General features: G+C 56.0%; 20 protein-coding genes. 9 read left to right on the top strand and 11 right to left on the bottom strand.

Translation table 11 applies throughout. The annotated features are described in order from the left end of the window. Positions 1-53: 53 nt before the first annotated feature. A complete protein-coding gene (locus tag ACFQI7_RS26405) occupies positions 54-998 on the bottom strand; it encodes an ABC transporter permease (RefSeq protein ID WP_218100828.1) in 945 nt (314 codons plus the stop codon). Positions 999-1,069: 71 nt separating this feature from the next. On the opposite strand from ACFQI7_RS26405, the gene ACFQI7_RS26410 reads away from it, so the two are divergent. Beyond that, positions 1,070-1,135 (top strand): (2Fe-2S)-binding protein, encoded by a 66-nt coding sequence (locus ACFQI7_RS26410; protein WP_218100827.1) that lies wholly within the window; start codon positions 1,070-1,072, stop codon positions 1,133-1,135. Between the two features lie 72 nt (positions 1,136-1,207). Continuing rightward, a complete protein-coding gene (locus tag ACFQI7_RS26415) occupies positions 1,208-1,372 on the top strand; it encodes a hypothetical protein (protein ID WP_218100795.1) in 165 nt (54 codons plus the stop codon). A 35-nt stretch (positions 1,373-1,407) separates the two neighbouring features. Here the strand turns inward: ACFQI7_RS26415 and ACFQI7_RS26420 are convergent, their stop codons facing one another. Together ACFQI7_RS26420 and ACFQI7_RS26425 are read right to left on the bottom strand one after the other, a co-directional pair. Beyond that, complete coding sequence (locus ACFQI7_RS26420) at positions 1,408-3,720, bottom strand: helix-turn-helix domain-containing protein (protein ID WP_218100794.1); 2,313 nt, start codon at positions 3,718-3,720, stop codon at positions 1,408-1,410. Between the two features lie 131 nt (positions 3,721-3,851). After that, the gene (locus tag ACFQI7_RS26425) at positions 3,852-4,952 is read right to left on the bottom strand and encodes a glycoside hydrolase family 88/105 protein (protein ID WP_218100826.1); all 1,101 of its coding nucleotides are present in this window, start codon (positions 4,950-4,952) and stop codon (positions 3,852-3,854) included. 283 nt (positions 4,953-5,235) lie between these two features. On the opposite strand from ACFQI7_RS26425, the gene ACFQI7_RS26430 reads away from it, so the two are divergent. Next, on the top strand, positions 5,236-6,150 hold the full coding sequence (locus tag ACFQI7_RS26430) for a hypothetical protein (RefSeq protein WP_218100793.1): 915 nt from the start codon (positions 5,236-5,238) through the stop codon (positions 6,148-6,150). On the opposite strand, the gene ACFQI7_RS26435 is transcribed toward ACFQI7_RS26430, so the two are convergent. The 5 genes from ACFQI7_RS26435 to ACFQI7_RS26455 form a co-directional block, all read right to left on the bottom strand. Further along, positions 6,147-8,420, bottom strand: coding sequence for a hypothetical protein (locus tag ACFQI7_RS26435; RefSeq protein ID WP_218100792.1), 2,274 nt, complete (start codon positions 8,418-8,420; stop codon positions 6,147-6,149). The genes ACFQI7_RS26430 and ACFQI7_RS26435 overlap by 4 nt on opposite strands. Before the next feature lie 10 nt (positions 8,421-8,430). After that, positions 8,431-10,119, bottom strand: a complete 1,689-nt coding sequence (locus tag ACFQI7_RS26440; RefSeq protein WP_218100791.1) for a hypothetical protein — start codon at positions 10,117-10,119, stop codon at positions 8,431-8,433. 113 nt (positions 10,120-10,232) lie between these two features. Continuing rightward, complete coding sequence (locus tag ACFQI7_RS26445) at positions 10,233-10,691, bottom strand: divergent PAP2 family protein (RefSeq protein ID WP_230415262.1); 459 nt, start codon at positions 10,689-10,691, stop codon at positions 10,233-10,235. 24 nt (positions 10,692-10,715) lie between these two features. Further along, complete coding sequence (locus ACFQI7_RS26450; protein ID WP_218100790.1) at positions 10,716-11,072, bottom strand: SMR family transporter; 357 nt, start codon at positions 11,070-11,072, stop codon at positions 10,716-10,718. 6 nt (positions 11,073-11,078) lie between these two features. After that, on the bottom strand, positions 11,079-12,002 hold the full coding sequence (locus ACFQI7_RS26455) for a decaprenyl-phosphate phosphoribosyltransferase (RefSeq protein ID WP_218100789.1): 924 nt from the start codon (positions 12,000-12,002) through the stop codon (positions 11,079-11,081). Positions 12,003-12,317: 315 nt separating this feature from the next. Between ACFQI7_RS26455 and ACFQI7_RS26460 the strand changes: the two genes are divergently transcribed. The 6 genes from ACFQI7_RS26460 to ACFQI7_RS26485 are packed head-to-tail and all read left to right on the top strand — an operon-like array spanning position 12,318 to position 20,310. After that, entirely contained in the window at positions 12,318-12,659 is a 342-nt protein-coding gene (locus ACFQI7_RS26460) for a helix-turn-helix domain-containing protein (protein WP_218100788.1), read from the top strand. Between the two features lie 3 nt (positions 12,660-12,662). Further along, complete coding sequence (gene glmS, locus ACFQI7_RS26465; protein WP_218100787.1) at positions 12,663-14,492, top strand: glutamine--fructose-6-phosphate transaminase (isomerizing); 1,830 nt, start codon at positions 12,663-12,665, stop codon at positions 14,490-14,492. 39 nt (positions 14,493-14,531) lie between these two features. Continuing rightward, a complete protein-coding gene (locus tag ACFQI7_RS26470) occupies positions 14,532-15,728 on the top strand; it encodes a HEAT repeat domain-containing protein (RefSeq protein WP_218100786.1) in 1,197 nt (398 codons plus the stop codon). A 13-nt stretch (positions 15,729-15,741) separates the two neighbouring features. After that, a complete protein-coding gene (locus ACFQI7_RS26475) occupies positions 15,742-17,208 on the top strand; it encodes a glycosyltransferase family 2 protein (RefSeq protein ID WP_218100785.1) in 1,467 nt (488 codons plus the stop codon). Between the two features lie 20 nt (positions 17,209-17,228). Then, positions 17,229-18,047, top strand: coding sequence for a response regulator transcription factor (locus tag ACFQI7_RS26480; protein ID WP_218100784.1), 819 nt, complete (start codon positions 17,229-17,231; stop codon positions 18,045-18,047). Positions 18,048-18,081: 34 nt separating this feature from the next. After that, entirely contained in the window at positions 18,082-20,310 is a 2,229-nt protein-coding gene (locus tag ACFQI7_RS26485) for a hypothetical protein (RefSeq protein WP_377517928.1), read from the top strand. Positions 20,311-20,346: 36 nt separating this feature from the next. Here the strand turns inward: ACFQI7_RS26485 and ACFQI7_RS26490 are convergent, their stop codons facing one another. The 3 genes from ACFQI7_RS26490 to ACFQI7_RS26500 form a co-directional block, all read right to left on the bottom strand. After that, the gene (locus ACFQI7_RS26490) at positions 20,347-20,682 is read right to left on the bottom strand and encodes a helix-turn-helix domain-containing protein (RefSeq protein WP_218100782.1); all 336 of its coding nucleotides are present in this window, start codon (positions 20,680-20,682) and stop codon (positions 20,347-20,349) included. Between the two features lie 153 nt (positions 20,683-20,835). Next, on the bottom strand, positions 20,836-20,994 hold the full coding sequence (locus ACFQI7_RS26495) for an anti-repressor SinI family protein (protein WP_218100781.1): 159 nt from the start codon (positions 20,992-20,994) through the stop codon (positions 20,836-20,838). Positions 20,995-21,231: 237 nt separating this feature from the next. After that, the gene (locus ACFQI7_RS26500; RefSeq protein WP_377517883.1) at positions 21,232-22,209 is read right to left on the bottom strand and encodes a bile acid:sodium symporter family protein; all 978 of its coding nucleotides are present in this window, start codon (positions 22,207-22,209) and stop codon (positions 21,232-21,234) included. Between the last annotated feature and the right edge of the window lie 122 nt (positions 22,210-22,331).

The following is a 22,331-nucleotide window of genomic DNA, read 5'->3' on the forward strand; positions in this document are numbered from 1 at the left end:
ATCTAGTCCTCCTTATCGTATCATGTTTCGAAATATTGATGGATAGCGGCGGATCAATACACGCCTTCTTGGCCGAAACGCTTCGCCAGCCAGTTCGAGCCGAGCACCAGCACGAGCCCGATCGCCGATTTGAACAGACCGACCGCGGCGCTGTAGCTGAATTGAGATTGCGTCAAACCTTTGACGTAAACATACGTATCGAATACTTCGCCGACTTCCCGGTTCGTCGGGGTCAGCATCAGGAATATATGCTCGAAGCCGGAGTCCAGGAAGTTACCCAGTCGAAGAATGAGCAGGATGACAATGGTGCTGCGGATCGCCGGCAGCGTAATATGCCATAGCTGTCTCCAGCGGTTTGCCCCATCCATCCGCGCCGCTTCATAGAGCTGCATGTCGACACCGGACAAGGCGGCGAGGAAGATGATCGTGCCCCAGCCGATTTCCTTCCAGATGGACTGCGTGACGATCATCGTCCTGAACCATTCCGGCTCCAGCAAGAACGCGATTTTATGTCCGGTCAGCGCGTACAGCAGCTCGTTGACCGCCCCGCCCTCCGTCGTAAACAACATGTAGAACACACCGACGACGACAACCCAGGAAACAAAATGCGGTACGTAGACGAGCGTCTGTACGAAACGTTTGAACTTTTCGCGTCGCACTTCATTCATCATCAGTGCAAGCACAATCGGCAGCGGGAAGAAAAACACCAGGTTGTACACGGCAAGCAGCGCCGTATTCTGGAACAGCTGCCAAAACTGCGGCTCGCTGAAAAACCGGTTAAAATGTTTTAGCCCCACCCATGGACTGTTCATAATGCCGAGATGCGGCTTGTAATCCTGAAACGCCATCACCAGCCCGTACATCGGCACATATTTGAAAATAACGAAGTAAAGCACACCCGGAAGCAGCATCAAGTACAGCCACCGGTCGCGGATCAAATCTTTGGCGAGCCCTTCCCGGCGAAAAAATGCTGCTCCGGGCTTCGCTTTCGACTTCATGTTCGTCTGCGTATTGGTCTGCGTCGTCATAAGCTGTCGTCCACCCTCTCTTGAATCATTGAACCGGCCGCATCAAGCTCAGCCGTCGATCAACTTGTTGTCTTCATTATCAGCGCCCGCCTTGGAACATGCTATAGCCCGAATTCAACTTGTTTCCGCGCAAATCGTTGTGCGGTGCGGCTTTGCGCGCGCAATGAGCGCAATTTAACTTGGCATCGCTTGATTTTAACCTGCCGGAAAATCGTGTTGTTTTATGGCGTAAGTCATTAAGCAGGCAAATGATTGACGAGGCGAATGAAAGCATCGGCGACGCTTCCGCGTTTAACGGTGCAGGTCCGGACGAATGCATAAAAAAAGCAGGACCCGCCCAATGAACGGTGTCCTGCTCTTTAAGCGCTAGGTCAAAGCGCTATAGCTTTTTATAATCTTCCCGGTATTGGCCGGGGGTCGTACCCACGATTTTGCGAAACGTCCGGATAAACGCCGTCGTATTCGTGTAGCTGAGCTTCTCGGCGATTTCGGATATTTTCCAAGTCGTGTTCTCCAGCCATGTCTTGGCCATGTTCATCCGGTAATCGGCCAAATATTCGCTGAAATTGATACCGATCTCCTTTTTGAACACGCGGCTCAAATAGACAGGGTGGAAATTCAACGTCTGCGCGCAGGACTCAAGCGAGATGTCCTGATCGAAGCGCTCATGAATGAGCTTCACCATCTGTCCGGCAATATCGATATACTGCGATTCCGCCTGTCTGTTCAGGAACGCGTTCACCGGCTTGAACAAGTCCGTGCGGAACCAATCCGCAATGTCTTCCATCGTACCCAACTTGAGAAAATGCTCGATCGTCGCCCGGTCGCCCAGTACGGGTTTCACTTGACCGCCCTGCTCCTGGACCAGCTGCATCATCTTCGAAATGAGCTGAATCATGAGCACCGGGTAATCGTTGGCGTGAACCTCCTTGGCGACGATGGCGGCCATGTATTTGTCGAACTGCTCGTTCACGCGGCCCATATCGCCGAGCTTCATCGCACTTACGAGCTGGTCCTCGTGCATTTTCAGCTGCATGTAGACCGCCGCTTCCAAGCCTTTCTTCCCCGCCTCGATATCGTCATAGTGCACTATAATTTCGCTGCCGAGGCTGATCCGGCTTTTGAGCGCTTCCAGTCCTTCGCCGTGCGCGCGAACAGCTTCTCCCAGCTTCGCAAACGGCCGGCTGATCCCCAGGCTGACGGGCAGCTGCAGAAATTCGTATACTTTCTGCTTAATGCTTTCCGCCGCTTCGTACAATTCTTGCTTCGCGCCTACTTCATTCTCCGACTGGCTGATCAAGAGCGTGACTTGCGACTGATCGTGCAGCAGCGGGCTGAATCGCCGTTCCGCCGGGATCAGTTCGCCGACGATATTATTGATCGCAAACAGCAGCAGCTCACGGTCATGCTCCCGGTAACGCGTGCCGTGCAGCGAGTCGATCTGCAGCGTCAATACGCCGAGATGCTTCCACTCCGACGGGAACCCGAATATGTCTGCCCTTCTGGCGAATTCGGCGTCCGAGACTTGTCCGGTAAACAGCTTGAGCATGAAAAATTCTTTTAACTGAACAAAATGCCCTTTCACCTGCTGCTGCAGCTGCTTCTCCGTACTGAACAGCGTCCGGAACCGCTGCTCGATCGAACTGATTTCGTCTTTGCCGCTCTGCCCCTCGACTTCGATGTCCTTCGTAAATTCAAACAGCCGTTTGATCGGCGAATATATGCGGCGGCTGCCGTAGAAGGCGGCCAGTCCGACGAAAATGAATATGATGCTGCACACAATAAACGTAATCCACGCGATTTTACGCGATTGGGCGGTAATTTCATCAATCGAGACAACGGAAATGTACATCCATCCGTTATAGGCTTGCCGATAAGTGACGCCGAACTCTTTTTTCCCTGCGTATGCATTGAAAAAGCCGGAGGATTGCGGATCTTGCGTCACGCGTTCCATCACCATTGCGTTAATTTCTCCGTATTTGTCCGCCGAAGCGTTGGACAAAAAGTTGCTGCCCTTGCGGTCGAGCACATAGCTGTCTCCGAGATTGTTGTTTTGCGTGAGCAAATTGCTGATTTGGTTATTTTGCAGCTCGACGACAAGCAGCCCTTTCGGCTGACTCGTCGTCGGCACGACCGGAATTTTATATACCATCCGGGTCGTATCGTGCGGTGTGACGGGCGTTTCTTCCGATGCCGGCTCCGTAACCTGCGCTTCGGCAGCCGGCGGCTTGGCGGCGTTCGTTACCCAGAACAAGCTGTTCTGATGTTTGGCGTACGATCTGAACGTTTCCGCTTCGGCGGAACCCGTCAGCGATCCGAACGTTTTGAAGCTGACGATCCAATCCTTGTCGAAGCTGAGCAAATACGCGTCGCTAATCCCCGCAACCGTTTGCAAATTATATAAACCTTTGGACAAATCGCGAATTTTTGGAAAGTCGTCGACCGTTAGCTGCTCGCCGATCGAAGAAGTGACGAGCGCCGAATTGACATATTGAATGGACGTCAACTCAAGCGTTTTCATGACCTGTTCGACTCGCATCTGCGTTTGCAGCAGCACCTGCATATTGCCTTCCTTGACCTTCGTTTCAATATCGCCTTTGGCGATGTAGTACGAAATCACACCGAGAGAGATAACGGGAATCGCTCCGAGCAGCAAGCTGAACAATAAGAGGCGCTGTAAGTACTTAGGCATCTGGATGACTCCCCTCCTCGTAACATGTTGCACCATACATCATACCATACGTGGTGGCCCATTTCATGTCCCGGGTTACTGGAGCAATATGGCATGCCGAGCGGAGAAATCCGGATGACAGCCGCATGCCGTCAGCGCTGCCCTGCGAGCTCCATGCACATATGCACAAAGGTCGCCATGCCGTGCAAATCGTTCGTTTTGCGCTCCCGCGCCGCGTAGTGCGCATAATCGCCCACGCCGGTGCCGATGCAAATATCGGGGATGACAATGCCGCCGTCCGCATCGAAACGCACACGGGACAAGACGCCTTCGTAGCCTTTGCGCGCCGTCTCCAGCAGCGAACGATCCGCGTATCCTTCACGGGCCGCTCTGTTCAAAGTAAAGACGAAGAGCGTCGAGCATGAAAGCTCAAGCCAATTGTCCGGCCGCTCCCCCTTGTCGATGACCTGGTACCACAGCCCCGTCGCCGGGTCCTGGAAACGGCGAATGCTTTCCGCCAGCTCGCCGACGATTCCGATCAATGTCCCGCGTTCGGGATGATTGACAGGCAAATCATCGATGATTTCACACAGCGCAAAACCGTACCAGCCGACCGACCGGCCCCAAAATTCAGGCGAGCAGCCGGTGACCGGATCCGCCCAAGCGGCTTGTCCGCTAGCATCCCAGGCATGATGCAACAGCCCCGTCTTCTCGTCTTTCATATGGGTGTACATGAGCAGCGCCTGCTTCACGATCAAGTCGTACAGCGCCGGCTCGTCATATTGCCGCGCATATTTGACCGCAAAAGGCCCCTCCATATAAATGCCGTCCAGCCACATTTGATTCGGATAAATATCTTTATGCCAAAAGCCGCCGTCCGGCGTCGTCTTCCAAGTGTCCAGCAAGCCTCGCAAAAATGCCGCACCGCGACTATACTTCGCTTCTCCCGATTGCGCATGCAGCATCAGCAGCAATTGGCCGGGCATGATATCGTCCAGATGGTCCTTTACTTGCATCCGCCCGTCTTCCGGGGTGTACAAGTCCACATAATGTTTAATATAGTTGTAGTAGGCCGGATCGCCCGTAGCTCGCCACAGCTTTTCCATTCCTTGCAAAAATACCCCTTGGTGGTAGTGCCAGCGTCCGGCAGGAGGAAGCTCCGCAGGAGCGTATCGTGCCATGATTGTATCGCAGGAACGGCGCGCCCAAACCAGTGGCGAATCCGATGCCGTCAGCGGAGCAGCGTTTACCATCGTGTTCACGTCTCATCTTCCCTTTCCATAAATGGTCTGCCCACCTATGATGGACCATAAACGGGTTACAGGCTATAGTCCGGATTTAACTTTTTCGATATGCCGTTTGTAGCCTGATGGTGTTCCGACGCCTCGATTCGGTCGATTTTTGTCGAAAAATGGCACGGCGATGAAAAACCATAAGTACGAAAGTCATCGGTTCGGACACAATAAAATTTATATAAAATGCATCATTTTCGGCGAAACGAACGTCTTACATCATGAGAGAGGGGATCTGAACGTTATGGGCATTTACCCAAAAAGACATCGTAGACGCAAAGGATTACCCGGCGCGCTGCTAGCCGCATTCGTTTGGCTGACAGGGACGATCGCCGCCGCATGGGTCACTTCGGCCGCTCCGCAGCCGCCTGCGAAAGCGAAAGCCACATGGCTGTGGGATACATCGCTGATCGGCACAAGCTTCGGGCGCGATGAAATTTTTCAATTTGTGAAGGACGAGCAAGTTTCCCGAATCTTTCTGCAGATCGACACGGGAATCGATATAAGCGCCTACCGCAATTTTATTATTACGGCGGCCGATTACAACGTAGAAGTCTACGCCTTGGACGGCGCTCCGGATTGGGCTTTGCCCGAGCATCGGGAGCGGATCGCCGATTTGATCGACTTTGTAAAAACATATAACGACTCGGTCGATACGAACGAGCGTTTTGCAGGCATACAGCTCGACGTCGAGCCTTACTTGCTTCCGGCGTGGAACACGGATCAGGCTGAGACGGCACAGCACTGGCTGGAAGCGATGGTCTTTTTCCATGACGAGACGAAACAAGCGACCGCTTTGCAGACTTCCGCGGCGCTGCCTTTCTGGCTTGACGGCGTGCCGCTCGGCAATGGAAACTCTATGGCGGAAGCGATGATCGATAAGCTGGACGAAGTGGCGCTAATGTCCTATCGGGATCAGGGGGAAGCGGCGGTTAACCTCGTTCAGGAGGAGCTTGAGCTTGGCGACAAATACGAGAAGAAAGTATGGATCGGTCTGGAAACGAACCGAATCCCCGATACGCCTTCCATCTCGTTTTATGACGCCGGCAAAACGGAGTTGGCACGGGAAATAGCCCGCATCGACAAGCTCTTGAAATCTCGCTCGTCTTATGCGGGCGTCTGCGTCCACGATTATTCCGGCTGGCGCAGCCTGCGTTAAGGGCTGGCCGGCTGCTGACTTGCGCCGGCTTGCGTTCCTTTCGGCGGTTTTTTCCCAAGCTCGCCGAACACCGCCTGCAAGATCGGATAGCTTTTCTTTAACCGCTCGTGATAAGCCGGTTTGTTCCAAGCATCCCATTTATAGGCAAGCGGCTCCGAAGCGCCCGTCCCCGCCGTTCCTGCCAGCAAATGCGGCTCGATCCGGATCGCCTTCACTTCCTCCGACTTGAGCGCTCCCGCTTCGTACGGGTAACGCCATGCTTTCTTCGTGCTCGGATCGGTGAAGCCGAGCAGCATCCAGGGCAGGCGAATTTCCATCACCGAACCGGATGCATACCAGTCGGCCAAGTTGTTAAATTCGGCGCTGTTCGGGTCCGTCGTGCCATGATGCAGCGCGCCGAGCTCCACATCTTCGAACGGCAGCTTTTCCCCCGTTTGCGGCAGTACTTGCGGTTTGCTGACCGGCAGCCGGTACGGTAAAAACAAACCGTTCCCCGCCTGCTTCCACGCTTCCTGCCAAGGCATCATTTTTTTCATGAAGCCGTACTGCCACGTATGAATGTCGTATGCGCTGTTGACGTACATCGCCGAATCTTTTTCCCCGTGCAGCTTGAGCATAAACTCTTGCCCGCCGCCGAACGTTACGCCAGGGGCTTTATCCGCCTTGGCGCTTCCTCCATCAAGCGTATCAAAGCCAACGTATACCTTCTCTTCCCCCGGCTTCCATGCGCCTTCCTTCTTTTTCAGCAGCAAATATACATAAGCTTCATCGTGAGAGACGGACATGTCAAACCCCGGGTAGGCTTGCGTTTTCACGCCTTTGCGGCGCTCCCAGTCATCCGTCTTGCCGTCGAGAACGATCTGATCTTGCGGCGACGCCCCTGCCTCTACGGCGAGCACGCCGAAATGCTCTTCGTTCGTCAGCATGTTGCGCCAAAAAGGACGGCGGCCGATCGGCGCATCGAGCTCCATCGTATTCCACGTGATCTTGAACCACTCGTCCTGCCAGGCGAACAGCATCGCGCCGTCGTAGTTCTCATCATAGATGCTTCGATACAAATCTGCATTGATTTCTCCCTGCTCCTGCTCGGTATGCAGCCCTTGATTGCGGCCCAGCGGACCGTAGTGCGCCATCCCTCGCGAGCTGGGCACCCCGTATTCCGCCACAATCAGCGGAATGTTTTGATGATGCTGCCGCAAATCGTGCAAATAGCCGGCATACGGGTTGATCTCGCCGCGGCTGTCGCGGTACTTCTGATACTTTTCTTCATATCTCAGCAAATCGGGATAATAAGGATAAATATGGTAGGATGCAAAATACCCCGCCTTCCAATTTTCCTTCGGCTGTATATGCATCGGGTCCACGGACACCATATCTTCATTCTCCGCCGGCTCATTCGGATGCCGAAGCGGGTCGGTCGTTACCCAGTTGGTAAACGAGACCGGATGCTGCCAGCTGTGCTTTGTTTCTTCCTTGGCCAGCGTATCGAGCATTTGCGCAAGCCAGCTTTCGAACGGCGATGCACCTGCAGCGGCCTGGAAGTATTCGCCTTGAAACGGAGGCATCCCCGGGTGCGCATCGTTGGTCGCCTTGACCGAGTGGGGCTCCCATTCCGTGCCGACAACCCAGCCGAGCACATAGGGCGACACATCGGCCGTATACTTGCCGGAAGCATGCCCGGCCTTCGCCTTCCGCTTCAGCTTCCCGTGGATCGCACCCACGGCGTCTTGAATCTCTTGACGGAACACGGCTACCGCGTCCTCTTGGAACGCGTCCTGCCCCCCGCCGTCCGCGCCGATCAAATGCTCCTCCGGCGACCAGACGCCTTGCAAAATATAAAGCGGGTCCTTCCGTCCGGCATTGAATTCAGCCAAAGCCTCGTAGAAGAACGGCGGCAAAATCGTATACACGCGAATGACATCCGCGTGAAGGTCTTTGATTTGCGCGAACCAGCGGAGATAGTCCGCCTTGCTTGGCGCAAGCTCGCCGGGCGCATGGCCCGGCGTCGTGGCCCCCATATTGACGCCGGTCCAAAACTCCGGCTTCCATCCCGTCCCGTCGTACACCTGGAGACGGCCTTCTTTGACCGTTGTCGTCTGTTTGATGCCCTGCTCGTTATACACCGGCACCGCAGGAGGCGGAAGCTCCTTCGCGCCGGAGCCGAACCAACCGCTCGCGCCGCCGCCCAGCGACCAATAAGCCGCCGCTAACCCGAACAGCACAAGCGCCGCTAACCCGAGCAGCATTCGTCGCTTCATTGAAACGTGCATAATATCCCCCTTATTTGGCCGCCGTCGCCTGACCCGGCGCACCGCTTCCGTTCAGGCAGACGGTCGTGCCGGACTTGATTAACGTCAGCTTCTCTCCAGCGCACGAATCCGGGCTTATATCCTCGAAGGCGATGCCGAACGACTTGAGCCGCTCCCGATTGGACCAGCTGTAGCCGAAATCGGCGCCCACCGGCTGCGCCGCCGCTTGCAATTGCCGAAGCTGCGCCCGCAGCTCGTTGCTCCACCCCGCCTGCTTGTCCGCATATATGCCAGTAACCAGCAGACTGTTGACCGCGATCACCGCTGCCAGCGTCCAGCCGGCCGCTTTGAGCACGCGATAGCCCTGCAGACTGAGCGCCAGCCATACGCAAACGAGCGGCACCACCCACAGCTGCGGCACATAACGCGCCCACCAGGCCGCCGGATTGATAACGACGGATACGGTCAGCAGCGCGATGACCGCGCTGGCGGCAAGCGCGGGGCCGCTGCGGCTGCGGAAAGCGAGCACCAGCACGATGAGCGAAAGCAGCAGTACCGCGCTGAACAACGGGCCGAAGCCGGAGACGGCTACATCCGGCTCGGCGAACGCGGTCAGCTCGTTCTCGCTGAAGGTGAACGGCCATTTGAATTTCGTCGGCTTTTTCTCGGTGCTGTTGCCGGTCGTGACGGCGAAATAAGAAGCCGCCATCTGCTCCAGCGGGTTCATCTTTTCCAGATTGCGCGGCGTAAAGTTTTGCACGACGTCAATCTTGTCTTCCCCGGCAACCGGATAGAACGGATGGCCGAAATTCAGCGTGTTCGTCACATAGGGGTTGTAACCGATCAGTACGACGCCGACGATCGTGCCCGCAGCAGCGACGGTGAATACGCGCTTCAGCTTTTGGAACTGTTCGCTCATGTACAGCGCAACGATCAGTCCTGCGGTCAGTACGCCGGCATAGCCAAAGGCGGTGAACTTGACATTGATCGTCATAATGAGCGTCAGCGTATAGGCCGCAACCGGCAGCCAGCCTCCCCGGACAAAGAGCATCACGCCCAAGGCGAGCAAGCAAAGCAGAAGCGAAGCAACCATGCCGTCGACATAGAAAGAAAACGCCTGATAGACGCTGACCGGATTCAGCGCGAGCAATGCGGCGACCACCGCCGAGACGAATGGCGAATTGCCGGGACGCAGCGCCACCAGTGCCGAGAAGCTCAAACAGCCGGAAGCGGCAATAAGCAGCGAATTGAACAGCTTGCTATGCTCCAGCAGCCCCGTCGCCTTGTAGAAAGCGGTCGCGGCGATCTCCGAGGCGCGCGCATAGTGATTCATCCAAAGGCTGTGTCCGGTCGGAACCGACAACGGCTCGTCATAAACCGGATTCCATCCGTTCGCCAAGAAAATCATCGTTTCCTGATGATACGCTTGCCCGTCGTAAGACAAGTCGTAAAAATAGCCGCTGAGCATAAAGCTGACGGCAAAGATCAGTGCCGAACACGCCGCGGATATGGCAAACAGCCGCACAGGGTTACCATCCTCTTCGTGCCGGGACGCCAGCCAGCCGGTTCCCAGCGCAAGCAGCGCAGCGATCCAAAACCAAGCTTTTTGAACCGGCAGCCCGCAAACAAAGAGCAGCGACGGAACCGCGAAGGCGGCAACCGCCGTCATCAGCAGCGTCAGACCGGTAACCTGACTTATGGAAGCAAGACGTTTCCTCATCACATGCCTCTCCCCCGATTCATTTGCATCATTTATCTTTACTTTCATTAACCATCTCTTATCGGGCTATAGTCGCCCGTAGTTCCATGTTTGGGAGCGTACCATCCCCCGCTTCATCCCATCGCTACGGATGCGGCCCAGGCAAGCAGTGTGCCTACGGCCAACCCGCCGAGCACTTCGACTCGGGTGTGACCTTGGCGTTCCCGCAGCCGTCCGCCTTCGCTCCGGCTGCCGTTTCTGCCTTCTTCACACAGCGTATTGATGCGTCGCGCGTGCTCGCCAAGCGCCCGGCGGATGCCGAGCGCATCGATGATCACAATATACGTTACCGCAACCGCTAGGCCGAATAAGGGCGTCCCCCAGCCTTGATCGAAGCCGACCAGCATCGCCACCGACGATACGACGGACGTATGCGTGCTGGGAAACCCGCCGTTTCCGATCAATCGCCGAGCTTCCCGGCCGTGACGGATACGGTTGACGACATATTTCAACGTACCGGAGACGAGCCAGGCGATGAAAGGAAGAGCGGGATACAGCAAGCCCGAATGCAAGCTCCAGTCCATAGACTCCATGGATACAATCCCCCTCTCTATGCGTCAGGCGCGCGCAATGAGCAGCACACCGGCCGAAATGAAGGCGGCGCCGAACCATTTTTGCAGCGTAAGCGATTCTTGAAACAAAGCGTAGCCGAGCACCATGACAAGAATGTATCCCAGGCTAACCATCGGATAAGCGGTACTGAGCGGGAACTGCTTCAGTGCAAGCAGCCAAAAGATCGAACTGAAGCCGTAGCACGCAATACCCGCAGTCACCGGCCATGCGGTCGTCAGCCCTTTCCATGAAAACAAACCGACGCCTTCCGGCCGAGGCATACCGACACCCCATTTCATCAGCACTTGACCTGCCGCGCCAAGCAGCACCGAAGCGATGAGCCATATGTACTTCGTCCACACCACTCTTCACACTCCTCCATTGCCGGTAAACAGCAAAATACATACGACAGAAAAACCGTATAGCACCACCGTCAGCAAAATGTGCTTGTCCTCCAGCAGCAGCTTCTCCGGCCGGCCGCCCTTGCCCTCGATATGAATCAGGTACAAATAGCGGAACATCCCGTAGAGCACGAAGATCAGCGTCCACATCAAATGAACCGTATGCCCCGAGGTAAAGGTAAACAGCGCGTAGCTCATGATCGTCGCCGTCGTCACGATGCCTGACATTTGATTCAGCATCTCAATGGAGTACGAATCGAGCACCTTCCGGTGCGCGCCTTTGCCGTTCTGAAGCAAGTACAGCTCATGACGCCGTTTGCCGATGGCAAGAAACAAGGCAAGCAGCAGCGTGCAGAGCAAAAACCACGGCGTCACCGGCATGCCGATCACCAGACCTCCGGCGACCGCACGCAGCACGAAGCCCGCCGCAATAATAAGCAGATCCAGGATGACGACATGCTTCAATCGGAACGAATACAGCACATTCATGCAAAAATAAGCGGTAAGAACGAGACCGAAAACGGCGTTGAAGCGGAAAGCGGCCACCAGGCAGCCGGCAAGCAGAACGAAACCGAACAGCAGCGCCGTCTGCGGGTGAATGGCTCCGGAAGCGAGCGGCCGATTTTTTTTCTCCGGATGCATCCGGTCCCGCTCCCGGTCCACGTAATCGTTCAAAATGTACACGCAGCTGGAAACAAGGCAAAATAGCACGAAGCCGGTGGCGGCTTGCAGCAGCATAACCGGTTCGGCCTGCTTGACCGAAAAAATAAGCGCGGCGAACAGCAGCAAATTTTTGGTCCATTGTCTGGGCCTCATCAGAGCGAGGTAGCGAATCGGCATCGCCCGCCCTTCCAAACCTTCTAGCTTGGCGTGCGCTTTCGTAGGGGCCATGGCGAGATTCTCCTTTTTGGCGGATTCGGTAATTATGAAAGACGTTCAAGCAAACAGTGCAACCTTTTGTTCGTTCGCTCCGTTCATCATTATAACGAACATAATTTTCTCAATAAAGAACAAAACTGCATAGGATACGCGAGAATACGCTAGAAAAATAGCGGATATTGTTCTTTAAAACGAAATATTCCTAATTATTCGATTTTTAATTTGGCGAAATTTGCGCTATACTCCAAAGTGTTGTTCGTTATAAAGAATTTTTTTGACGAATGACGCTGGCTCCTGCAGCAAATCCACAACAAAGGATCGATCATCATGTTGGGAAAGCGAGTGAGGCAGCTTCGCATGGAAAGGGGGTTGTCGCTTTCCGCGTTGGCTGAAGCGGCCGATGTGGCGAAGTCTTACCTCAGCACCATCGAACGCGACATTCATTCGAACCCGTCCGTCCACGTGATGGACAAAATTGCGGCTGCACTGGACGTGCCCTTGGAACAACTGCTCCATCCGGAGCCCCGCGATGCGGAGTTGCAATGGAAACAGGAATGGATTGAACTGCTCCACGATGCTCTCCGGTCGGGCGTTGCTCCGGATGAGCTGAGAAGTATGATCGAATTCAAGAAATGGCAGTCGTGCCAAAGCGAGAAAGAGGAGGAATAAACGATGTGCGGCATTGTCGGTTATATTGGAAGCCGAAATTCCCAATCCATATTGCTGGATGGGCTTAAGAAGCTGGAGTATCGGGGCTATGACTCCGCCGGCGTGGCGATCCATACAAGTTCAGGGCTTCGGCTCCTCAAAACGAAAGGAAGAATTCACGAGCTGGAATCGCGTCTTCAGGAGCAGCCCCTTGCCGGCTACGCGGGCATCGGGCATACGCGCTGGGCGACGCACGGCAAACCGTCGGATGCCAATTCGCATCCGCACACCGACGGGGAATCGAAAATTTCCGTTGTACATAACGGTATTATCGAAAACCATCTGCAGCTCCGGGAAGAGCTGGAAGCGCTCGGATACCGGTTCGTATCGGAAACGGACACGGAGGTCGTTTCCCACCTGATCGCGCATTATTACGCCGGCGATCTTGTCCACGCCGTTCGGATGGCGGTGGGCCGCATCCGCGGCGCCTACGCGATCGCCGTGCTGTCCGAGCATGAGCCGGACAAGCTGGTGGCCGTCCGCTGGGCCAGCCCGCTCATCATCGGCGCCGGCCGCGGCGAGAACTTCATCGGCTCGGACATTCCGGCTATCCTTGAACATACGCGGGACGTTTATATTTTGAACGACGGCGAAATGGCCGTACTGAGCCGGGACAGCGTGGAGCTGATGACGCTTGAGGGCAACTTTATCGCCAAGCAGCTGCTCCACATCGACTGGGATATGGTAAGAGCCGAGAAAGACGGATTCGATACGTTTATGCTGAAAGAAATTCACGAACAGCCGCGTGCTTACCGCGATACGATGCGCGGCCGGATCTCCGAAGCGAAACAGGATGTCTTCCTGCCGGGCGTGAAGCTGGCGCCGGAGCAGATTCGCGGGCTGAAGCAGGTTCAGATGGTCGCATGCGGCACCGCCTACCATGCGGCTTTGATCGGCAAGACGGTCATCGAGCAGCTTACACGCCTCCCCGTCGAGGTCGATCTCGCTTCGGAGTATCGTTATCGGATGCCGATCGTCCGTGAGCATACGCTGGTGATCGCCGTCAGCCAATCGGGCGAAACGGCCGATACGCTCGCCGCGATGCGGGAAGCAAAGCAAGCCGGGGCGCGTGTGCTCGCCATCACCAACGTGATCGGAAGCTCCGTTGCCAGAGAAGCCGACGACGTGCTGTTCACGATGGCCGGGCCGGAGATCGCCGTCGCCTCCACGAAGGCGTACACGTCCCAGCTCATCGCCTTCTACCTTCTCGGCCTGCATATGGCGCAGGCGAAACGAACGCTCGACCCTGTTCTTCAAGCCGAGCTGCTGGCGATGCTGGAGCGTCTGCCCGCACAGGCGGAAGACGTACTCGGGCAGGCGGCGTCCGTCCGGCAGGTCGCCGACATCATTACCAAACATGAGCACTTGTTCTTCATCGGCCGCGGGCTTGATTACAGCCTGGCGATGGAAGCGTCGCTGAAGCTCAAGGAAATTTCGTACATTCATTCCGAAGCGTACGCCGCGGGCGAGTTGAAGCACGGTTCGCTCGCATTGATCGAGGAAGGCACGCCGGTCATCGCGCTGGCTACCCAAGACCGTCTGCTGGAGAAAACGATCAGCAATATAAAGGAAGTAAAAGCACGCGGAGCTTACGTCATCGCTTTGGCGCTGGAAGGAAACACGGAGATGGCCAAGACGGCGGATCACGTGATTTACGTACCGCGCACGTTCTCCCTGCTCGTTCCCGCGGTCGCCGTCATTCCGCTGCAGCTGCTCGCTTATTATACCGCCGTCCTTCGCGGCAACGACGTGGACAAGCCGCGCAATTTGGCAAAAAGCGTAACCGTGGAATAACAGCGGCCGGTTGGCGGAAAGGGAGAGGAGAGAAACCGTATGTGGATGGAGCCTTTCGACCAGGCGGCCTCCGTGCTGTACGTGCTCGGAGCGCTTATTGCCGGGGGTTTCGCCGTCCTGATTGTGCTTCGCCTCCGTGACGGGCAGTCGGATGAAGCCCTGAAACGGAATTTGGAAAAGTATCACGATTACTTCAACTATGTGAGCGCGAACGCAGACGGCGCGGATGCGCTGCTCCCTCCTTCCGGCAGCTTAACGACGGATGAGCTGAAAGCCATCCAATCGAAGCTGCTCGAATGGATCGAATCGATCGGCGGAGAGCACCGCAGCAAGCTGACCGCGCTTTGCCGCGATCTGGGCTTGGTGAAGCTGGAGCTGGAGCGGCTGCGCAGCCCTTGGCACGCGGTCCGCATCGACGCCGCGTATCATTTGGGCGTCATGCGCGCCGAAGGCGCGGCCGCCGAACTGATCGGGATGCTCGAGAAGGAAGGGCCGGACCCGACCGCTTTTGTCGTGGGCCGCGCCGCGGCCAAATGCGCAGCGACGATGGACGAGCTGCGGCGCATCGTATCGCTGCTGACCTTACATCATCCCGAAGCCCGGCAGCTGATCGCCGACATTGTCGCTTCCGCTTCGCTTGATCCGCTGCCGCTGTATGCCGAGCTGTTGACGGCAGAAAGCGACGAAACGAGCTTGACCGTCGCCTTGACCGGCTTGTCCTCACGCAACGAACCCGGAATGAACCGGCTTGCGGCTCCGCTTCTCGGCTCGGAATGGAAGGAAGTGCGGATCAAGGCGGCGAAGCTGCTGCTGCGCTATCCCCAGCTGCTGCCGCCGAAGCAAATGAGCGAGCTGCTGCATAATCCCGAATGGGAAATCAGGGCGGCGGCGGTCAAGGCGGCGGGAGATGGCCGGCTCGTCCTTTATATGAACGAGCTGCAGCTTGCCTTGTCAGATGAAGAATGGTGGGTTCGCCATCACGGAGCCCAAAGCCTCGCCCTGCTCGGCCCGGAAGGGTTCATCGCACTATGCGAAACGGCTTGCGGATCGGAAAATGATTCGTCCCGCGAAGCGGCGCTTCACGCCGTTCACGAAGAACTGGACCGCGCCGCGGCCGTCGCTTCGCAGGAGCTGAAGCAGCTGCCATACTACAGTCGTTTGAATGAAATTTACCGTAATCTGTTTGCGGGCAATCCGGGCGACACCCGCTTGAACGGAGCCCGCATCAGTTCATAGGAAGGGGATCCGAATGAGAGAGTTTTTGCTTGGTTACGGCATCTTCGCCACCTATCTGATCATCGGATCCGGCGCTCTTTATTTGTTCATCCTGGCCATCTCGCATCAACGAATGCGAACGCTGGTCAAAAGCACGATGTACTCCCGTTTCCGGGAGCTTGCTGGTTCAGAGCACGTGCCGCCGGTTTCGATTCTGGTCCCCTCTCACAACGAGGAGTTGACCATCGTAGAAAGCGTCCGGTCGCTGATGACCCTGGAGTTTCCGGTATACGAAATCGTTGTCGTCAATGACGGCTCCCAAGACCGGACGCTTCAGGTGCTGATCGATACATTCCAGTTGAGGCCGCATCGCCTGTCCGCTTTTCGGCAGCATGTCGCTTCGAAACCGATTCGCGAGGTGTATCACAGCCCGCAGTATCCGAAGCTGGTTGTGATCGACAAAGCGAACGGCGGGAAAGCGGATGCGCTGAACGCCGGAATCAATGTATCGAAATATCCGCTTGTCGCAACGATCGACGCGGACAGTCTGCTCGAAAAAGACGCGCTGATCCGGCTCGTTAAGGTGTATATGGAAAATCCGGAGCAGCATATCGCCATCGGCGGCAACGTCCGCATTGCCAACGGGAGCACGATCGAGGACGGCCGTGTGCGTACCGTAAGGCTGCCGTCCCAATGGCTTCCCGCTTTGCAGTACGTCGAGTACATGAAAGCTTTTCTCGGCGGACGTATCGGATGGAGCGCCATGAACGGTCTGCTGATCGTCTCCGGCGCATTCGGCTTGTTCCGCAAAGATTATTTGATCGAAGTCGGGGGCTACGAAGCGGAATGCCCCGGCGAAGACATGAACATCGTCATGAAGCTGCACAAGCATATGCTGGACCGAAAGCTGCCGTACCGGATCGTCTTTTGTCCCGACGCCGTATGCTGGACACAGGCGCCCGACACGCTTCGCGTGTTGTCGGCGCAGCGCCGCCGCTGGATCCGGGGCAATCTGTGGAACATGATCCGTTTTCGCTCCTTGCTGTTTATTCCGAAGTATAAAATGATCGGTTGGCTCGCAATGCCTTATACGATCATTTACGAAACATTAAGCCCTTATGTCCGGTTGTCCGGACTTGCCGCGCTGGTCGGCTATGTGCTGATGGATATGACGCAGTTGCCGATCCTGATCATTTTCCTGCTGGCGAACTGGCTTACCGGCCTCATCTTCACCTGCGGTTCGCTGCTGATCGAGCAATTCGCCTTTCGCCGGCGAATCTCTACAGCCGAGCTGCTGCACATCATCGGCATGTCGGTGATCATGGCCATCGGCTACGATCAGCTGAACGCCTGGTGGAAGCTGCAAGGTCAGTGGGATTACGTCCGCCGCAACAACAGCTGGGGGAATATGGTGCGCCGCAGCTGGCAGGATGGCCAGGTTGACGGCGGTCCCGCCAAGAGCGGAGCCGCCAAAGCCACAACTTCCGCATCATCATTTTGAACGAAATGGAGTGAATGTGCATGAATACATCTGTTTTAACCCGATCCGGCTTATCCCGAATGTTGTTTGAACGCGTCCGCCAGTCGCTGCAATCGTCCGCTGCCGGGAACGGCTGCGGCCTTCTGCTCGCAAACGTCCAGCCTATGGAAGGCATTCAGCTAGATCGTTTGGAGAAACGGCTGCGGCTCGAATCGCCCAAACTTACGGCCATCGCTTCCTATGAGGCCGACGACCATGCGCTCGTCATGCTGCTGCCCGGGCAAACGCTGGCCTTCACGCACTTCCTCTCTTTATCCGTCAAAGCGTATTTGCAGGATGCCGAGCTGCTTGCGGGACGCATGGCGGTCACCGGATTTACGGAAGACGAGCCCGCTTCCGAACAAGCGCTCGACGCGTTTGTAACCCGCTGGTCCGAAGCATCGGACGGCGATCAAGATATTGCCGTGTTTGCCGGCAGGCAGGCGGCATCGCCCGAAGCGCCGACCGTCGTCATGATCGATTCGAACAAAGATTTGCTCGACTTCATGAATGTCCGTCTCGGCATGCAGGGCTACGATGTCCGTCCGGCACAGGACGGCATCGAAGGACTGCATCTCATCGAATCGGTGCGTCCCGACCTTGTCATTACCGAGCTGAAACTTCCGGCGCTGGACGGCTATCAGCTGATCGACCGCATCCGTCAATCGCGCAAGCACCCGGGCTGCAAGGTCGTTGTCCTGACCGATCTCGGCGTTGAACGCGACATATGCCAGTGCTTCGAGCTCGGCGCTTCCGACGTAATCAAGAAGCCGTTCTCGCCCAGGGAGCTGGAAGCGCGGATTCGGCGGCTTTTAGCCTGACTACCTCTTTGATGCAAAGGAGCTCAAGGCCATGATGAGGAACACCTCGCCGGCCGCCTGGCTGCTGCGTCTTGTCGTCATCGGAGCCGCCGTCCTGCTCGTCTGGCATTACTGGCCCGCCCCCAAGGTGGAGAGCGTGCAAAGCGCCGACGGTTCCCACATCAAGTTTCGCACCCAGGACGACCGAATCGAAATATACGAAAACAACGGTTGGACGCCTTTCTTCGTCAAAGGCGTCAACGTTGGCGCTGCGCTCCCGGGACATGATCCCGGCGAGCTTCCGATTCCGAAGGAAACGTATCTCGACTGGTTCAAAAAAATACAAGCGCTCGGCGCCAATACGATCCGGGTGTACACGATCTTGTCGCCGGCGTTCTACCAAGCGCTTGTGGAGTACAACGAGCGTGCCGAGAAGCCGCTTTATTTCATCCAGGGCGTGTGGACGCCGGAAGACGAGCTGATCGAGAAAAAGGACGCTTATTTGAGCGAAATCTACGGCGAATTTCTGACCGAAATTTCCTACGCCGTCAGTGCCGTGTACGGCGCCGCCGATATTCCGCAGCGGTTCGGCAAAGCAAGCGGAGCCTATCGCTACAATGCCGGCCCTTACCTGCTCGCCTGGCATATCGGTACGGAATGGGAGCCGCGCATGGTGAAAAACACGAACGAGATCCATAAAGACAAAACCGGCTTTAAAGGTTCCTACATCTTCGCCAAACCGCAGGCAAGCCCTTTCGAAAATTGGCTGGCGGAGATGCTGGATCATTTGGCTGTGCTCGAAACGCAGTACGGCTGGAAACATCCGCTTACCTTCACGAATTGGGTCACCACCGATCCGCTCGAGCACCCCGGAGAAATTTTGATCACCGAGGACATGATCGGCGTCGATGCCATGCATTTGGGCGTGAACGGCTGGCCGGCAGGATACTTCGCCTCTTATCACGCCTATCCTTACTACCCCGATTTTTTCAGGCTGGACGAGACGCTGCATGACGTGAAGGAAGCGGACGGAACGCCGAATACGTACCGCAGTTATTTGCGCAAGCTGAAGGAGCATCATCAAGGCATCCCGGTAATGATCACCGAATTCGGCGTCCCCTCCTCGCTCGGCGTCGCCCATCTAACCGGAATGAACCGCAATCAGGGCGGCCATAACGAAGCGGAGCAGGGCCGGATTAACGCCTCATTGCTAAGCGATATTTCCAATGAAGGCATGGCGGGCGGCATCGTCTTCTCCTGGCAGGACGAATGGTTCAAGCGCACCTGGAACACGATGCACTTCGAGATTCCGCAAAACCGACGCAAACTGTGGCACAACGTGCTGACCAACGAGCAGCACTTCGGACTCGTCGCCATGCTGTCCGGAAAAGACGGCTTGCTCAAAATTGACGGAGACGATGCCGACTGGAAGGCGCTGAAGAAAGAAGACAAGAAGCAGCTCGAAGGCTCGTATCCGGGGTGGAAAAGCTTGACTATGACGCACGACGAAGCTTATGTCTACATTACCGGCGAGCTGGAACGGCCGTTCGATCCGGAACGCGAGAAGCTGTACTTCGGCGTCGACATTACCCCCGGCGGCAACAAGCATGGGGAGGCGCTTGGCGGGCGGAAGCTCGATGAAGGACTCGAAACGTTGATCGTGCTGGGAAAAGGCGACGAAAGCGAAGTGCAAATCGCCGCCAATTATGATTTCCACACCCGGCTGTACGGCAAGCAATACGGGATGATCCCGCCGAAACCCGAGGATGAGAAGGATGATTCCGGCGTATTCCATCCGTGGAAGCTCGCCGTCGGGCTCGAGATGATCCCGCCCGACACGAAGAAATACAGTCCGTTCGAGGACGTGCCGGCAGGCAAGCTGCTTCGCGGAACGACCGATCCTGCTTCCAAGGAGTTCAACTCGCTCGCCATGTGGCAAGCCAAAGGCAGCAAGGTCGAACTGCGCGTTCCGTGGATGCTGCTCGGCTTCACCGACCCGAGCTCCCTGCAGGTGATGAGTTACGGCGAGAAGGACGGCAAACTGTACGCTGTGCCTTCGCAGGGCATTCGCCTCGTCCCCTGGATCGCGCAGCGGTCGGACGGCTCCGTGCAGGGGCTGGACAGCGGTAACGGCGGCGCGTACCCGGTCACTTCTTTGCCGCTCTACAGCTGGCCCGCGTGGAATCAGTCGGTATACACGGAGCGGCTCAAGCAAAGCTACCCGTTGGTGCAGGAAGCGTTCCGGCACATCGGTGGCAGCGATACGACAAAAAATCCTTCCTAAGCGATTAGGAAGGATTTTTTGTGGTGGACGTTCCCCTTATTTGGGACTGCGCTGATTATTGCGCCATTTGTTAAATTCCAAAAACTCCGCGAACTGCTCCTTGCTGATGCCGGAACCCATCGCTTCCCGAACAAGGGAAAGCCAATCCTCGTCGAGCGGCTCCCCGGCGGGCGGATGCTTCTCCTGCAGGAACGTTTCGAGAGGAACACCCAGCACGGCGCAAATTTTCTCGAGAAAATGGATCGAAGGATTCGATTGGATATCCCGCTCGATCGAGCTCAAATAGGACTTGGCTACTCCCGCTCTTTCCGCCAGTTCGCTAAGGGTTAGTCCCTGTTGCATTCGCAGCTGCTTCACTTTGTTGCCGATCATCGCTTGAGACCCCTTTTTTCTGCCTTTAATTGTTATCAATATATTAACAAAAAATGATGGTTTTGTGGATGCTATATTTATTATACCCATTGTAAGCGCTATCAGTTGCGATGAAAAAAAAGAAAACACGCAAATTGTCGAATGTTTTCTTTTTTAATGGCGCTTTTTGTCGGATATTTGGTTTTCTTTGCATTCACGAAAGAACTGTCGGACTTCCTCTTTGGACAGCCCGATTTTGCGAGCCGCAAGCATCAAACTAACCCAGTTCTCGTCCAGGTTCTTGTCGGCTATCGACGTGTTCGGTACAGACATAGCCCAATACCTCCAGATTCCGAAACTTGGTGTACTATAACGGTTCGTAAACCAGGTCATCTTTCAGTCGGTTTTGGAATTCATTGGCACAACAGAGGCGGCCATCAAAGCCGCAGCAAGCTTCGTTCCAGACAGACCTACAATGTATTACCCCGAATGGCTCGGTTTGACGCACAGTCGTCGAATTTGCCGCGCCGGCCCGTTCTACCCGGCTGTCGGAAGTTCGTTCGTTACGTGCTACGAATGCTTCGTAACGCCTCCGGCGATCTGCCCGGCGCCATGCTGGGCCCTTTTCTTCCGATCCGCCAGAAAGAAGTGGCCGAAGAAGGAAGCCATCATCTGCTGGAACAGCATCCCGATGATGACGGGCATCGCGACCGTCGGCGGGAAGTAAGCGATCGCCAGCACGGCTCCGGCGCTGATGTTGCGCATCCCGCAGTTGAATGTCATCGTGATGGCCAGGTCCTTCCCCCAACCGAGCGCTCTCGTCAAATAATAGCCGCCGATGTAGCCGAACGCGACCACGACGATAATAACGGCGGCCAGCCACACCAGCTTCAGGTTGATGCCCGTAAAATAAGGCGCAACGAAGGCACTGTTGATCATAATTACGACCGCGAGGCCGATTTTGGAAAACGGCGCAAGCCGCGGACCGAGGACGGTTTTGACTTGCCCCCCGGTCCACTGGTTAAGCAGCATGCCGATCACGGATGGCGCCACCACCATGATCAATAGCCCCTTCATCATGCCGAGCACGTCCATATCCACATTCGCGCCGACGATCAGCGACATGACGCCGGGGACGATAAAAGGGGACAGCAGCGTGTCGATCAAAATGATGGACAGCGTCAAAGCGATATTGCCTTTATACAGTGAAACCCACATAAAGCTGACGATACCCGTCGGCAGCGCCAGCAGCAGCACAAGCCCCGTAATGAGCTGCGGATCGCCCGGCAGCAGCAGATGCCCCGTCCCCCATGCAATCATCGGCATGATCGCGTGCAGCAGCACGAGCGATACGATGATCGGGAGCGGATGCGTCATCACTCTTTGCAAATCTTTTAGATTCAAGCTCAAGCTGCCTGCAAACGTAATAAACGCAAAAATCCACGGCACGAACGGCGTGTAAGGCTTGAGCCACACGGTAAGCAGCATGCCGAGCACCACGCTCGTCGGCGTGATGAGCGGCATCCATTTTTCCAACGTTCTGTTCATTTTTTGCAGCATTCTGCATTCCCCCGCTGTGTAGTTAACGATGCAAACGTTCAAGCATAAGACGATTCGTTGTTATTGTTCACGTTAACATTATCTCACGAAAAGAAAGGAAGTAAAGAGCA

The organism is Paenibacillus allorhizosphaerae (assembly GCF_042659105.1).
GTDB classification, from domain to species: Bacteria; Bacillota; Bacilli; order Paenibacillales; family NBRC-103111; genus Paenibacillus_G; species Paenibacillus_G allorhizosphaerae.

Coding starts and splice junctions, on each gene's coding strand:
- ACFQI7_RS26430 (WP_218100793.1), top strand. CDS start 5,236: ATGGGCATTTACCCAAAAAGACATCGTAGACGCAAAGGATTACCCGGC.
- ACFQI7_RS26445 (WP_230415262.1), bottom strand. CDS start 10,691: ATGGAGTCTATGGACTGGAGCTTGCATTCGGGCTTGCTGTATCCCGCT.
- ACFQI7_RS26455 (WP_218100789.1), bottom strand. CDS start 12,002: ATGGCCCCTACGAAAGCGCACGCCAAGCTAGAAGGTTTGGAAGGGCGG.
- ACFQI7_RS26460 (WP_218100788.1), top strand. CDS start 12,318: ATGTTGGGAAAGCGAGTGAGGCAGCTTCGCATGGAAAGGGGGTTGTCG.
- ACFQI7_RS26485 (WP_377517928.1), top strand. CDS start 18,082: ATGAGGAACACCTCGCCGGCCGCCTGGCTGCTGCGTCTTGTCGTCATC.
- ACFQI7_RS26490 (WP_218100782.1), bottom strand. CDS start 20,682: ATGATCGGCAACAAAGTGAAGCAGCTGCGAATGCAACAGGGACTAACC.
- ACFQI7_RS26495 (WP_218100781.1), bottom strand. CDS start 20,994: ATGTCTGTACCGAACACGTCGATAGCCGACAAGAACCTGGACGAGAAC.
- ACFQI7_RS26405 (WP_218100828.1), bottom strand. CDS start 998: ATGAAGTCGAAAGCGAAGCCCGGAGCAGCATTTTTTCGCCGGGAAGGG.
- ACFQI7_RS26440 (WP_218100791.1), bottom strand. CDS start 10,119: ATGAGGAAACGTCTTGCTTCCATAAGTCAGGTTACCGGTCTGACGCTG.
- ACFQI7_RS26500 (WP_377517883.1), bottom strand. CDS start 22,209: ATGAACAGAACGTTGGAAAAATGGATGCCGCTCATCACGCCGACGAGC.
- ACFQI7_RS26470 (WP_218100786.1), top strand. CDS start 14,532: ATGTGGATGGAGCCTTTCGACCAGGCGGCCTCCGTGCTGTACGTGCTC.
- ACFQI7_RS26425 (WP_218100826.1), bottom strand. CDS start 4,952: ATGGTAAACGCTGCTCCGCTGACGGCATCGGATTCGCCACTGGTTTGG.
- ACFQI7_RS26435 (WP_218100792.1), bottom strand. CDS start 8,420: ATGCACGTTTCAATGAAGCGACGAATGCTGCTCGGGTTAGCGGCGCTT.
- glmS (WP_218100787.1), top strand. CDS start 12,663: ATGTGCGGCATTGTCGGTTATATTGGAAGCCGAAATTCCCAATCCATA.
- ACFQI7_RS26420 (WP_218100794.1), bottom strand. CDS start 3,720: ATGCCTAAGTACTTACAGCGCCTCTTATTGTTCAGCTTGCTGCTCGGA.
- ACFQI7_RS26475 (WP_218100785.1), top strand. CDS start 15,742: ATGAGAGAGTTTTTGCTTGGTTACGGCATCTTCGCCACCTATCTGATC.
- ACFQI7_RS26480 (WP_218100784.1), top strand. CDS start 17,229: ATGAATACATCTGTTTTAACCCGATCCGGCTTATCCCGAATGTTGTTT.